General features: G+C 66.8%; 12 protein-coding genes. 7 read left to right on the top strand and 5 right to left on the bottom strand.

The annotated features are described in order from the left end of the window. Positions 1-6 precede the first annotated feature (6 nt). The gene (locus U4Y91_RS16815; protein WP_321805977.1) at positions 7-258 is read right to left on the bottom strand and encodes a DUF4148 domain-containing protein; all 252 of its coding nucleotides are present in this window, start codon (positions 256-258) and stop codon (positions 7-9) included. 481 nt (positions 259-739) lie between these two features. After that, the gene (locus U4Y91_RS16820) at positions 740-2,143 is read right to left on the bottom strand and encodes a GntP family permease (RefSeq protein ID WP_321805978.1); all 1,404 of its coding nucleotides are present in this window, start codon (positions 2,141-2,143) and stop codon (positions 740-742) included. A gap of 326 nt (positions 2,144-2,469) precedes the next feature. Between U4Y91_RS16820 and U4Y91_RS16825 the strand changes: the two genes are divergently transcribed. The 6 genes from U4Y91_RS16825 to U4Y91_RS16850 all read left to right on the top strand — a co-directional run bounded on the left by U4Y91_RS16825 (position 2,470) and on the right by U4Y91_RS16850 (position 8,240). Further along, positions 2,470-3,957, top strand: a complete 1,488-nt coding sequence (locus U4Y91_RS16825) for a sigma-54 interaction domain-containing protein (RefSeq protein ID WP_321805979.1) — start codon at positions 2,470-2,472, stop codon at positions 3,955-3,957. Positions 3,958-4,023: 66 nt separating this feature from the next. Beyond that, positions 4,024-4,563 (top strand): BON domain-containing protein, encoded by a 540-nt coding sequence (locus U4Y91_RS16830; protein ID WP_321805980.1) that lies wholly within the window; start codon positions 4,024-4,026, stop codon positions 4,561-4,563. Positions 4,564-4,624: 61 nt separating this feature from the next. Continuing rightward, complete coding sequence (locus U4Y91_RS16835; protein ID WP_235879175.1) at positions 4,625-4,909, top strand: hypothetical protein; 285 nt, start codon at positions 4,625-4,627, stop codon at positions 4,907-4,909. A gap of 104 nt (positions 4,910-5,013) precedes the next feature. Continuing rightward, positions 5,014-5,310: an H-NS family nucleoid-associated regulatory protein gene (locus U4Y91_RS16840; protein WP_044845003.1), complete on the top strand. Its 297-nt coding sequence runs from the start codon at positions 5,014-5,016 to the stop codon at positions 5,308-5,310. A 49-nt stretch (positions 5,311-5,359) separates the two neighbouring features. Then, positions 5,360-5,656, top strand: coding sequence for a hypothetical protein (locus tag U4Y91_RS16845; protein ID WP_321805981.1), 297 nt, complete (start codon positions 5,360-5,362; stop codon positions 5,654-5,656). 226 nt (positions 5,657-5,882) lie between these two features. Next, positions 5,883-8,240, top strand: coding sequence for a GNAT family N-acetyltransferase (locus tag U4Y91_RS16850; protein ID WP_321805982.1), 2,358 nt, complete (start codon positions 5,883-5,885; stop codon positions 8,238-8,240). A gap of 685 nt (positions 8,241-8,925) precedes the next feature. Here U4Y91_RS16850 and U4Y91_RS16855 read toward each other — a convergent pair. Together U4Y91_RS16855 and U4Y91_RS16860 are read right to left on the bottom strand one after the other, a co-directional pair. Then, positions 8,926-9,477 carry a hypothetical protein gene (locus U4Y91_RS16855; RefSeq protein ID WP_124486055.1) on the bottom strand — a complete coding sequence of 184 codons (552 nt, stop codon included), beginning with the start codon at positions 9,475-9,477 and terminating at the stop codon, positions 8,926-8,928. Between the two features lie 256 nt (positions 9,478-9,733). Next, complete coding sequence (locus tag U4Y91_RS16860) at positions 9,734-10,558, bottom strand: IclR family transcriptional regulator (protein WP_321805983.1); 825 nt, start codon at positions 10,556-10,558, stop codon at positions 9,734-9,736. 652 nt (positions 10,559-11,210) lie between these two features. Here U4Y91_RS16860 and U4Y91_RS16865 point away from each other — a divergent pair. Beyond that, positions 11,211-12,059: an ureidoglycolate lyase gene (locus U4Y91_RS16865; RefSeq protein WP_044845006.1), complete on the top strand. Its 849-nt coding sequence runs from the start codon at positions 11,211-11,213 to the stop codon at positions 12,057-12,059. A gap of 195 nt (positions 12,060-12,254) precedes the next feature. Here the strand turns inward: U4Y91_RS16865 and U4Y91_RS16870 are convergent, their stop codons facing one another. Next, entirely contained in the window at positions 12,255-12,638 is a 384-nt protein-coding gene (locus tag U4Y91_RS16870; protein WP_321805984.1) for a VOC family protein, read from the bottom strand. Positions 12,639-12,792: the final 154 nt, after the last annotated feature.

The raw sequence follows: 12,792 nt of genomic DNA on the forward strand, positions 1-12,792 counted from the left end.
CGGCGATTACCGGCCCGACTCCGACGATGCACCGCGGTCGCTGCCATATCCGGCACCTTGCTGGCGGGCGATCTTCGCTTCGGCGGAAACGATGCTGGCCGGATAGAACCAGTCGCTCGGCTGGAAGCCGGCTTGCTTGAGCGCCTTCACTTCGGCGTGGACCTGCGCGCGCGTGAGCGGCGGGTTCGACTGCGCTTGCGCGGCGAGCGGGGCCGATACGGCCAGGGCAACGGCAACTGCGTGAATCAGGCGCTTCATGATCGTGACCTCCATGTTTCCAGCTGGACGGCCGGACTTCGTTTGACGAAGCGGCGGCGGTTGAAAGCAGTGTAGGCCCGGCCACGCGCGGGAAAAATGCGATCGCGCCCAACGCAGTGTTCTGCTGCCGGAAACAATGAACGGTGGAGCGGACGGCGCTGGATGGCGGCGCGTGACGGACGATAGGCCGTCTGGTCTGCGCCACAATGTGGCGCGAGCGCTTCCGGTCGGTCGGGGACGAAGTGGCGGATGCGAATCCCGGCGATCCGCACTGGTTTGCAAGCGGAGGTATTGGGAAGGTGCGGCGCGTCGCGACAAGCATCGCGCTATGGTGCTGCTGCTGGTGCTGCTGCTGCTGCCGCTGCGGCAATGCCGGACCGGTCGAACAGTCGCGAACACGCGGAGGGAGGAAGGCGCGCCGGCCGCGTCGATGCGGCCGGCAGGGTTGGGCGGCGTTCGGAACGCCGCCCGACGCGGGCGCTTACACGAGGCCCGTCGTGTAGTACACGGCGATCACGAAGAACACCGCGAGCGTCTTGATCACGGTGACCGCGAAGATGTCGCGATACGACTCGCGGTGCGTGAGGCCCGTGACCGCGAGCAGCGTGATGACGGCGCCGTTGTGCGGCAGCGTGTCCATGCCGCCGCTGGCCATCGCGACGACCCGGTGCAGCACCTCCATCGGAATGTTGGCGGCCTGCGCACCCTTGATGAACAGGTCCGACATCGCGGCCAGCGCGATGCTCATGCCGCCCGACGCCGAACCGGTAATGCCGGCGAGCGAGCTGACCGACACGGCCGCGTTCACGAGCGGGTTCGGAATGCTCTTCAGCGCGTCGCTGACGACGAGGAAGCCCGGCAGCGCGGCGATCACGCCACCGAAACCGTACTCCGACGCGGTATTCATCGCGGCGAGCAGCGCACCGCCGACGGCGGCCTTCGAACCGGCCGCGAAGCGGTCGCTGACGCGCTTGTACGCGGTCAGGACGACCAGCACGATGCCGAGCAGCAGCGCGGCCTCGACCGACCAGATCGCGACGACGGTCTTGATCGACGTCGTGACCGGCGTGTGCACGCCGGGCAGCACGTCCGGTGCGACCGTGTACGACGCTGCGCCGTACCACTGCGGAATCAGTTTCGTGAACGTGAAGTTCGACGCGCCGACGAGGAGCAGCGGCAGGATCGCCAGCGCCGGATTCGGCAGTGCCGTCGCTTCGACGCGCTCCGGCTCGTTGACGAGCGACGTGCCGTAGCCTTCGCCCTTCGCCATCGCCGAACGGCGGCGCCATTCCAGGTACGCGAGGCCGACGACGATGATGAACAGCGAGCCGATCGTGCCGAGTGCGGGTGCGGCCCAGGCGGTCGTCTTGAAGAACGTGGTCGGGATGATGTTCTGGATCTGCGGCGTGCCGGGCAGCGAGTCCATCGTGAACGAGAACGCGCCGAGCGCGATCGCGCCGGGCATCAGCCGCTTCGGGATGTTGCTCTGGCGATAGAGTTCGGCCGCGAACGGGTACACCGCGAACACCACGACGAACAGCGACACGCCGCCATAGGTGAGCAGCGCGCACACCGCGACGATCACCGCATTCGCGCGCGAGCGGCCGATGTAGCGGATCGCGGCGTGCACGATCGACTCGGAGAACCCGGACAGTTCGATCACCTTGCCGAACACGGCGCCGAGCATGAATACCGGGAAATACAGTTTGACGAAGCCGACCATCTTCTCCATGAAGATGCCGGAGAAGACCGGTGCGACGGCGGCGGGTTCGATCAGCAGGACTGCGCCGAGCGCGGCGATCGGCGCGAACAGGATCACGCTGTAGCCGCGATATGCGGCGAACATCAGGAACGCCAGCGCGGCGAGGACGATCACGAAAGACAAGGGAGTCTCCTAATAGCTTGGAATGGCTTTGGTTGTTGTTCGATCGCGGAGCGCGCCGCGGACCGGCTCAGGTTCGTGCAGGTTTCGTGCCATCGGCCGCATTGCGCCGCCGGACATGGGTCCGGCGCCGGCCGGCGGGCCCGCGCCGGCCAATGTCTGAAGATTCTACATAAATCGTCTCCGTCCGGAGACGATTTGGCCGTCAGGACAGCCCATCGAATCGGGCAGGGCTTTCCCGGACAAGGCATTCCGGCGTGTCTCCAAAATGAGATACTGCGTCTCGTTCCGGAGACGTCCGGCCAAGCATACGCGGAGACGACGACACGATGATGAACGACTGGGCGCGCCTGCCCGTCAATTACGGCGACGTGCTGCGGCGCGCCGCCGAGTCGCTGTTTCGGACCTTCGAGGATTCGAGCGCGGGCACGGTGGTCGTCGATCGCGACGCGCGCGTCGTGTGGATGAACGAGCGTTATGCGGCGCGCTTCGGGTTCGCCGATCCGCAGCAGGCGGTCGGCCTCGACTGCGAGGCGGTGATTCCGAACAGCCTGATGCGCGAGGTCGTGTCGACCGGACAGCCGATCCTGCTCGACATCATGGAGACGGGCCGCGAGCCGCTCGTCGTCACGCGCCTGCCGTTGAAGAACGAGGCGGGCGAGACGGTCGGCGCGATCGGCTTCGCGCTGTTCGACCAGTTGAAGACGCTCACGCCGATCTTTTCCCGTTACGCGCAGCTTCAGCAGCAACTGATCGCGACGCAGCGTTCGCTCGCGCAGGCGCGCCGCGCGAAATACACGTTCGCGAGCTTCGTCGGCACGAGCGCCGCAAGCCTCGAAACCAAGCGGCAGGCGCGGCGTGCCGCACAGGTCGATTCGCCGGTGCTGCTGCTCGGCGAGACGGGGACCGGCAAGGAACTGCTCGCGCATGCGATCCACGCGGCGTCGGCGCGCGCACTCCAGCCGCTCGTGACCGTCAACGTCGCGGCGATTCCCGACACGCTGCTCGAAACCGAATTCTTCGGCGCGGCGCCGGGCGCGTATACCGGCGCCGACCGCAAGGGACGTGTCGGCAAGTTCGAACTGGCCGATCGCGGCACGCTGTTTCTCGACGAGATCGGCGACATGCCGCTGCCGCTGCAGGGCAAGCTGCTGCGCGTGCTGCAGGACAAGGAGTTCGAACCGGTCGGCTCGAACCGGATCGTGCGCGCCGACGTGCGGATCATCGCCGCGACGTCGGCCGACCTGCCGGCGCTGGTCGAGGCCGGCCGCTTTCGCGCGGATCTCTATTACCGGCTCAACGTGCTGACGATTCACGCGCCGCCCTTGCGCGAGCGCGCGTCCGACATCGCGGCGCTCGTCTACGCGACGCTCGAGGAACTCGCCGCGCAGCACGGCCGTGCCGCGCATTGCGAACTGACCGACGATGCGCTGCGGATGCTGTGCGCGTACCCGTGGCCGGGCAATGTGCGCGAGTTGCGCAACACGCTCGAGCGTGCGCTGATGCTGTCGGATCGCTCGGTGATCGATGCGGGTGCGCTTGCGCCGTTCCTCGGGCCGGTGCGCGTGGCGCCGGACAGCGTGCCGGCGGGCACGCGGGCGGCTCCGTCGCCGGTCGGCCGGGACGCGGGCGACGCATCGGGTGCCGCTGGCGCGCCGGTCGTTTCGTATACCGATGCATTGGCCGCGTGGGAGCGCCAGTTCCTGATCGACGCGCTCGCGGCCTGCGACGGGAAGGTCGTGGAAGCGGCCGCGCGCATCGGCATTGGCCGGGCGACGCTCTACAAGAAACTGGCGGCGCTCGGGATCGACCGGTAGCAAGCGGCGGCGGATGCGCCCGGACATGACGAACGGCACCGGTGAAGTGCCCGACAGGAGACAACGATGAAGCGAATCGGCATGGCCGGATGGCTGGCCATACTGGCGGCGACGTCCTCGTTCGCTCAGGCGGACGATGCGGATTCGCCTGCGGTGCGGCGCAACTGGTACAACGATCCGTTCGTCGCGTTGTCGCGAGGCTTCGCGGAATGCCCGCTGCCGCTCGGCCCGTGGATGACGCGTGCCGAGATGACGGACGACGCGCATTACCGCGCCGAGCGCGGGACCACCTGCTGGCTCGCTCACCGCTGCACGAAACCGAATTCCTATATGTATGACGCGCCGATCGCCGAGGCAGCGAAAGCGCATTTCGCGGGCACCGATCGTCTGCAGGGCACGAGCCTGTGGATCACCGTGCAGCGGCGCTTCATCTATGTCGAAGGGTGCGCCGATCCGGCATTCGATCGGGAGGCGCTGGCGCGCGAACTCGGCGCGCTCCCCGACGTCGAGCAGGTGTTCGTTCGCATCACCGACGATCCGCACCGGGCCGTGCCGTACAAGACGCGCGGACGGCCGGACCGGACGCCGGACCGGGCGCGGGACTGAACGTGTGACGACGGTGCGTGGCATACTCGCGGCATTCAAAAATCGGTTGACGGAAAGAACAATGAATCACATGCTTGCGTCGGTCTGTCGGTGGCCTCGAACGCATTGGCGTCGGGCCGGATTGTTGGCCCTGGTTGCCGGGCTCGGCGGGTGCGGCGGTGGGGCGCCGCTGTTCACTTCTGACGGGCGCCCGACTACGCAGGTGCAGTGCACCGGCAGCGACTGGAGCAATTGCACGGACAATGCCCGCGCCATCTGCAATGGGGAATACGACGTCCTCCAGCAATCGACCGATGACGCCGTGCGAAATCTTCTCTTCGCATGCAAGAGGAAAAGCGGCTATTGATCCCGATATGACTGGATAAGGGGACCATAATCGGGTAAAGCGCTTTTCCATTCGCTTGGAGTCGGCTATTTTTCATGAATAACACTCACGGAGTCCCATCCCATATGGCGACCTACAGGCAACTGACAGCGCAGCTCGAAAGACTTCAGCAAAAGATCGACAAGGAACGCGAAAAGGCGATTGCCGATGCGATTGCCGCCATTCGGGCGAAAATCGAGGAGTTCGACATTACCGCGGAAGAACTCGGTTTCCGGCCGATCGGCACTGCTGCCGCCGCGAAACCGAAGCGTCCGTTGCCGCCGAAGTACCTGAACCCGAAGACGGGCGAAACGTGGAGTGGCCGCGGGCGTGCGCCGGCATGGCTCGGCAAGAACCGCGCGCGTTTCCTGATCAAGGACTGACTCCCGAAAACCCTCACCTTTCGTGCGCTGACTGACGGTGCGAACGGCCATGCTGCCGTCGCACCGTTTTATTTTTGGGCAGCGGCAGCACGACTTGAAACCGCGAATTGAACGCCAATGCCGCGCGATTAACGGATGCCGTTTTGCGAATTCACCGCGATTCGACCGGATATCGCCGCGAATTCCGGTAAACAACCCCGCAATTACGCGGCATGCGCGCATTGGCGTTGTCGATCGTCGCGGTGCTGACGTACTGCTGATTGCCATCACCTGTCGCGCATTGGCGCATTGCGCCGTGCAATTCCCGAACTTGCTCACCATGGTTCCTGTAAATCCTCACCTTTGAAGTGGCGGCCGGATGACCGCATCGTGTCGCCTTCGCCCGTTGCGTCGTGCGAAAGCGTCGGCGACCGGCCCATGTTGCGGGCATTGATGCGCGTCGCACAGTCGGCCGTTCGGCATATAGGCAGCCGCATCGGGTTCGCCTATGCTTGGAGTTCGCGTCGACCGGTGCACGGCCATCCGTGCCCGTGTGCCGGTCGGGTCGTCTTTCGTTACCGTATGGAGCCGATGTGACCGTCCGCCATCTCGATGCGTTGTTCCAGCCCAGGTCCGTTGCGGTCGTCGGTGCATCGCCGCGCGCGGGCAGTATCGGTGCGATGGTGTGGGCGCGCGTGCTCGACGGCGCGTTCGAGGGGCCCGTGTGGCCCGTCAATCCGAAGCATCGCGAGCTGAACGGGCACACGGTCGTGGCCGATGTCGACCGGCTGCCCGCGCCGCCGTCGGTTGCCGTGATCTGCACGCCGCCTGCCACGTGGGCCGGCATCGTGCGCAAGCTCGGCGAGATCGGCACGCGCGTCGCGGTGATCGTCGGCGAGGCGCGTACCGACGCCGATCGCGCCGCGCTCGAGCGCACGCTCAAGGCTGCGAAGCCGTTCGTGCTCCGAATTGTCGGGCCCGGCAGTCTCGGCGTGCTGTCGCCCGCGCGGCATGCGCATTTCGGCGCGCCGGCCTATACGGCACGATCGGGCGGCGTCGCGTGGGTGTCGCAATCGAACGCGCTGACGAACGCGGTACTCGGCTGGGCCGATGCGCGAGGCCTCGGTTTTTCGCATGTCGTCGCGCTGGGCCGCGAGGCCGACGTCGACGCGGGCGACGTGCTCGACTACCTCGCCAGCGATCCCGGCACGCGCGCGATCCTGCTGGAACTCGACACCGTGTGCGCCGCGCGCAAGTTCATGTCGGCAGCGCGCGCGGCGGCGCGCAACAAGCCGGTGCTCGCGCTGCGCACCGGGCGCGCCGATCCCGGCGACGCGCTTTACACGGCGGCGTTCCAGCGCGCGGGGTTGGTGCGTGTCGATGCGCTCGACGATCTGCTCGACGAGATCGAGACGCTCGGCGTCGGGCGCGTCACCGCGCGTGGCGCGGCGACGCTCGTGACGAGCGACGCAGGCGTCGCGAAACTCGCGGTCGATGCGGTCGCGGAGGTGCGCGACGTGCTGGCCGACTGGCCGGCGGCGGCCACGTCGGCGGTCGCGGCCGCGCTGCCGCATCTGGCCGCGCCCGGCAATCCGCTGACGCTCGGCGACGATGCGCGTCCCGAGCATTTCGGCGCTGCCATCAAGGCGCTCGCGCCGTTTCCGCAAACGGGCACGCTGTTCGTCGTGCATTCGACGTCTCACAGCGCGCCGGCCGACGCGGTCGCGCGCATGCTGATCGAATCGCGGCAATACGCGTATCGCGGCATCCTCGCGTGTTTCTTCGGTGCGGTCGACGCGGCGACGCGCGACGCGCTGCACGCGAACGGTATTCCCGTGCACACCACGCCGCAGCGGCTTGCGCGCGCATATGCACGGCTCGTCGACTACAACCTCGGGCGGCAGTTGCTGATGCAGACGCCCGAGGGCACGCCGCCGCAGCCGGCCGAGTGCGTTGCGTCCGCGCAGGCCGAGGCGCGACGGATGGTCGAGGCCGGCGAGCATGAACTGGCCGGCGAAGCGGCGTTGTATTGGCTCTCCCACTTCGGCCTGCACGGCGAGCCGACCGATTCGCCGGCCGGCGCCAGAGTCGTCGACGTCACGGTCGACATGTACGACGATTCGAACTTCGGCCCGGTGTTCCGTTATGCCGTGCCGCCGGCGGACGGCGTATCGGCGCCGCTCGTCGTGTACGGGCTGCCGCCGTTGAATACGGTGCTCGCCCGCGCGGTGATGGAGCGCTCGCCGTATGCGCGCCGCACGCCTGTCGAACCCACGCTCGATGCGCTGACGGCACTGTCGCAAGTCGTTTGCGACGTGCGCGAAGTCGTCGCGATGTCGGTCACGCTGCGCGTGCTGTCCGATCGGGCATACGTGGTCGCGCCGCGCATCACGGTCGCGGCCGGGCGCAGCCGGCTCGCGATCATGCCGTATCCGCGCCATCTCGAGCAGACGCTCGAATGGCGCGGCGAGACCGTGACGATCCGTCCGATCCGTCCGGAAGACGAGGAAGCACACAACGAACTGCTTGGCGCGATGACGCCGGACGATCTGCGGATGCGGTTCTTCGGCGCGGTGCGCAGCTTCGATCATTCGCAAGTCGCGCGCATGACGCAGATCGACTACGACCGCGAGATGGCCTTCATCGTGTCGTTCACCGACGTGTCGGGCCGGTCGCACACGCTCGCGGTGGCGCGTGCGGTTACCGATCCCGACAACGAGACGGCGGAGTTCGCGATCGCCGTGCGGCCCGATCAGAAGGGCAAGGGGCTCGGGCGGCTGATGATGACCCGCATCATCGACTATGCGCGGTCGCGCGGCACCGGATGGATGATCGGCGAGGCGCTGCGCGAGAACACCGCGATGATCTCGCTGGCGAAGTCGTGCGGCTTCGCCGTGTCGACGACAGAGGAACCCGGCGTGGTGGGGTTCAGGATGAAGCTGCAACCGTAATCGCGTGAGTGAGCGTGCTCGCACGTCCGGCGGCATCGTGCAGAGTCGGTACGGCATGCATGATGTCGATGGTGCACAGGCACTGCCGAGCGAATTCGTCGTCGTTCGGCATGCCGATCGTTCGACTGGTTCGCTCGATTACGCGGATCGGTACAACGTTCTCTCGGTGACCGGCGGGGAACGGCGAACGCGTCGAGTCACGGCATCCGCGGCGGGCGTGTTGCGTGTGCCGATGACCTCCGCGTATCACCGGTTCCGGAGTCATGGTCGAGCGCACGGACCGGGCATTTCGCACGCGCAGCATCGGAAACAGAGCAAAGGTGAGACTTTTCGGGGGCCGCGAGTGAGCTTTTCCGGGAGCGCTCGGGTGAGCCGATACGGGAGCACTCGGTGAGCCTTTCCGGGGATCTGCCGGTGAGCCCTTGCGGGAAGGCCTGGTGAGCCTTTCCGGGAGGGCTCGGTGAGCATCTCCAGGAGGCGTCGGTGAGAACGTTCGGGAAGGGGTTGGTGAGCGTCTCCGGGGGCTTCAGGTGAGCTTTTCCGGGATGCCTGGGTGAGCACTTACGGGACGCTTCGGTGAGACTTTTCGGGAGCTTGCGAACGCAGTGCTCCGGCTGGCGCGGCGCCGGCTTTTGCCGACGTCCGCGCCGGTGCGGGCACGCATGAACCGTGCCCGGAGCAGCGTTTATGCAGCGAGTTTCGACGCCGCGTCGTTCACCTGCTCACGCGAAATCGCGAGTTCTTCGAGGTGCGCGTCGGCATAGATGCCGCCGGTTTCGCGCTCGAGGCGGGCGATCGTCAGCGCGCAACGCGCGATGTCCTTCGGCATCGCGATGAAGCGCTTGACCGATTCGCCGGACGTGAATGCATCGAACAGCGCGCCGCGCACGTCGTCCGGAAGCGTCTTGGTCCATTGGTACGGCTTGCCGTTGAACGTGATCGACGGCGGCAGCGTGCGTTCCTTCTTGGTGGCCGTGATGAGGCCGTAGGTACGTGCGGCGTCGCCGATCTGCTCGGGCGAAAAGAGTTCGTCGGGCGTGATGTCGAACTGCTCGATGTAGTTCTCGATCGCCCGCATCGCTGCGGCACGGTCGTCGCGCTTCTTCTGCGCGCGCGCGACGATGTCGCGCAGCTCGTCCGCTTCTTCGGACGTGATCGTGAAGCTCGCCTGCTTCTGCTGAAGTTCGGAGAAACGCTGGAATTCTTGATCGTTCAGAAGTTTGGCCATGACATCCATCGGATACGACGGCCGCGACAGCCGGCCGCCGTAGTTTTTGAGAGGGCCGCTATTCTAGCGTAGCGCTGCGTCCGCGCATCCGGAAACGGTCTGCGGAATACCGGTACGAACGCCCGCGCGACCGGCGCGCATCGCATACCGCGTGGGCGGCGTCGCACCCGCCTGCCCGACCCGAACGACTGAACGCCCGACCGCCCGACCGCCCGACCGCCCGACCGCCCGACCACTTTCAACGTGGTCGCCCGCTCGACAACATTCAGCAAGTCTCCGCGCGGCACATCGACAACTGGCCTGCCGTATCGCGCAGCCCTGCGACGACCACCTCGACGGACGGCGCCATGTGCGCGTCGATCCGGCGCATGTACGGGCAGGTCAGCACCGCGATCGCATGGCCGGCCGGGCCGAGGATCGGCGCGCTCAGGTCGGTGACGCCGTATGCCTGGCGGCTGTCCTGGCGCACGTAGCCGGACTGGCGGATGGACGGGCACGCGTGCGCGAGTTCCTGCTCGTTCATCGGCGTTTCGCCCTTGACCTTGCGATGCTCGGCCAGCATGTGCGCGCGCTGCTCGGTACCCTGGAACGACAGCATCACGCGCCCCGACGCCGTATCGGCAAGCCCGACGCGCGAGCCGAGCCGCACCGACACGCCCCACGGGCCGGGGCCGTCCACCTGTGCGATCACGAGCAGGTTGCCGCGATCGTAGACGGTCAGATGGCACGACTGTTCGGTCGCATCGGCGAAGCGCTGCATCAGCGGCAGGGCCTCGGCGATCAGCCGGTTCATCGGCGGATGGCGGTGCGCGAGTGCGAACAGTTTCAGGCTGAGCGTGTAACGGTCGCCGCCGCTCGAGCGCATCACGTAGCGGCGCGCGACGAGACGTTCGAGCATCCGGTAGATCTCGCTCGCGTTGCGGCCGAGCTCCTTCGTGATTTCCGTGCGGGTGAGTCCTTCCTTTTGTTCCGACAGGAGTTCGAGAATGTCGAGCCCCTTGTCGAGGGCGGGTGCGCGATAGCGGTCGGCTGCGCCCATCGACGCCCGTGCGTCGCTGCCGGGGAGCGGGTTATTGGTCGTTTGCGTCATGGGTAGGAAGTCCGGGAATGGCCAATCGGTTGGCGACGCACGCTGGCCGTTTTGCACGCGGATTCGTGAAGCCGCATGCGGATGTGACTGCCGTCCGGGCGAGCCTAACAATAAACGTTCAGTGTGCAATGCGGCGTCTTTTTGCCGATCGTTATCCAGCAAGAACGGATCACGTGCCGTTCCCGATGACAGGGTCGTAAGAAATATTCGAAATTCATCTTTCGGTATCGAAGGACGGCGGCATCGGGCGTAAAGCCGGATGGTTCGGCGGCCCCGATGCGGTGCAATCTCCGCAGGCGCACCAATAGTCGGTATCCGTCGCGCGTCATTTCACGGCGGGCCGCCGATGGTACAAAGAGCGGCGGGCCAGCGACGGCGCGGCCGCGCGTGAAGCCGACCGGCACCGGCCGGCACATGGCGCGGATGCCGGGCCGTCGTCGCCGATGCGCAGACCGGCGGCCGCCCGTTCGATGCGCGTCGCACTCGGTGCGGCGCCGCGATCGCTGCGCCTGCGCGAGCCTCGCGTGTCGATTGGCCTGCCGGATACGGGGCCGACGCGCGTCATCGACGATCGGCATTCAGTCCGGCGCGTGGCCGTCAGCGGCCGCGTCGGCCGGTATCCTGTCACATTCGACAACAGAGGTTGAGCACGATGAAACTGCTTCGCTATGGCCCGTCCGGCCAGGAAAAGCCCGGTATTCTCGACGCGGACGGCCGGATTCGCGACCTGTCCGCGCACGTGCCGGATCTTGCCGGCGACGCGCTGTCCGACGCCGGTCTCGCGCGCCTGCGCGCGATCGACCCGGCCACGCTGCCGCTCGTCTCCGGCGAGCCGCGCATCGGCGCCTGCGTCGGGCGCGTCGGCAAGTTCATCGGCATTGGTCTGAACTATGCCGATCACGCAGCCGAAGCCGGCATGCCGGTACCGAAGGAGCCCGTGGTGTTCGGCAAGTGGACCAGTTCGATCTGCGGCCCGAACGACGGCATCGACATCCCGAAGGGCTCCGTGAAGACGGACTGGGAAGTCGAGCTGGGCGTCGTGATCGGCGCGACGTGCAAGGACGTCGACGAAGCGCGCGCGCTGGATTACGTCGCCGGCTACTGCGTCGTCAACGACGTGTCCGAGCGCGAGTGGCAGATCGAGCGCGGCGGCCAGTGGGACAAGGGCAAGGGCTTCGACACGTTCGGCCCGATCGGCCCGTGGCTCGTCACGCGCGACGAGGTGCCCGATCCGCAGCGCCTCGACCTGTGGCTCGAGATCGACGGCCACCGCTATCAGAACGGCAACACGCGCACGATGGTGTTCACCGTCGCGCAACTGATCGCCTACCTGTCGACCTGCATGACGCTGCAACCGGGCGACGTGATCACGACCGGTACGCCGCCGGGCGTCGGGATGGGTATCAAACCGTCGCCGGTGTTCCTGAAGGCCGGTCAGACAGTGCGCCTCGGAATCGCGGGGCTCGGCGAGCAGTTGCAGAGCACGCGCAACGCGCAGTAAGCGCTCGCGCGGGTGGCGGGCGTAACCGGCTGGCTATCCGCCAGCGCCACCGGATCCGTCGCCCGATCGCCGCCCGATCGCCGGCGGCAACCGACGCGAGTCGAACGCCGCCCCCGATGCAGCAAAGACAAGGGCCCGGTTCCGCATGACGCGGAACCGGGCCCTTGTCGTTCATCCGCGTTGGGACTCGGCGAATCAGACGACGTTGTCCAGCTCGCAATGGGCTTCGAGGCGATACCCGTCGGGATCGACGACGAACGCCGCGTAATAGCCGGGGCCGTAGTGCTCGCGTTTGCCCGGCCCGCCGTTGTCCTGTCCGCCGTGCTGCAGCGCGGCGCGGTAGAACGCATCGACTTCCACCGGCGACGCCGCGCGAAACGACAGGTGCAACCCTGAATCGGGATCGGCGACGACCGGACGTGCCGCGTGCTGCAACCACAGCACCGGTTCGCTGGTGCCGTAGCCGAGGGATCCGTCGTCGCTGTACAGCCGCTTGTAGCCGAGCGCGCCGAGCGTGCTGTCGTAGAACGCGCGGCTGCGGTCGATGTGGGCAACGCCGAACGAAAGGTGATCGATCATCTGTGGCTCCTTGAACTGAAGGGGGGCATCAGTGCAGCAAACCTGTTTACAATCACCAGGCCATCCGCTTGTGGCGAAGCGCGCCGAGCATGCTGTCGTAAAACGCGCGGCTGCGGCTCGTGTGGACAACGTCGTGCGAAAAACGATCGGTCAT

The organism is Burkholderia sp. BCC1993, assembly GCF_905339865.1.
Taxonomy (GTDB): Bacteria; Pseudomonadota; Gammaproteobacteria; order Burkholderiales; family Burkholderiaceae; genus Burkholderia.

Bases quoted from the DNA above. Each gene is read 5' to 3' on its own strand.
- U4Y91_RS16815 (WP_321805977.1), bottom strand. From the start codon at position 258: ATGAAGCGCCTGATTCACGCAGTTGCCGTTGCCCTGGCCGTATCGGCC.
- U4Y91_RS16825 (WP_321805979.1), top strand. From the start codon at position 2,470: ATGATGAACGACTGGGCGCGCCTGCCCGTCAATTACGGCGACGTGCTG.
- U4Y91_RS16830 (WP_321805980.1), top strand. From the start codon at position 4,024: ATGAAGCGAATCGGCATGGCCGGATGGCTGGCCATACTGGCGGCGACG.
- U4Y91_RS16835 (WP_235879175.1), top strand. From the start codon at position 4,625: ATGAATCACATGCTTGCGTCGGTCTGTCGGTGGCCTCGAACGCATTGG.
- U4Y91_RS16840 (WP_044845003.1), top strand. From the start codon at position 5,014: ATGGCGACCTACAGGCAACTGACAGCGCAGCTCGAAAGACTTCAGCAA.
- U4Y91_RS16845 (WP_321805981.1), top strand. From the start codon at position 5,360: ATGCTGCCGTCGCACCGTTTTATTTTTGGGCAGCGGCAGCACGACTTG.
- U4Y91_RS16855 (WP_124486055.1), bottom strand. From the start codon at position 9,477: ATGGATGTCATGGCCAAACTTCTGAACGATCAAGAATTCCAGCGTTTC.
- U4Y91_RS16860 (WP_321805983.1), bottom strand. From the start codon at position 10,558: ATGACGCAAACGACCAATAACCCGCTCCCCGGCAGCGACGCACGGGCG.
- U4Y91_RS16865 (WP_044845006.1), top strand. From the start codon at position 11,211: ATGAAACTGCTTCGCTATGGCCCGTCCGGCCAGGAAAAGCCCGGTATT.
- U4Y91_RS16870 (WP_321805984.1), bottom strand. From the start codon at position 12,638: ATGATCGATCACCTTTCGTTCGGCGTTGCCCACATCGACCGCAGCCGC.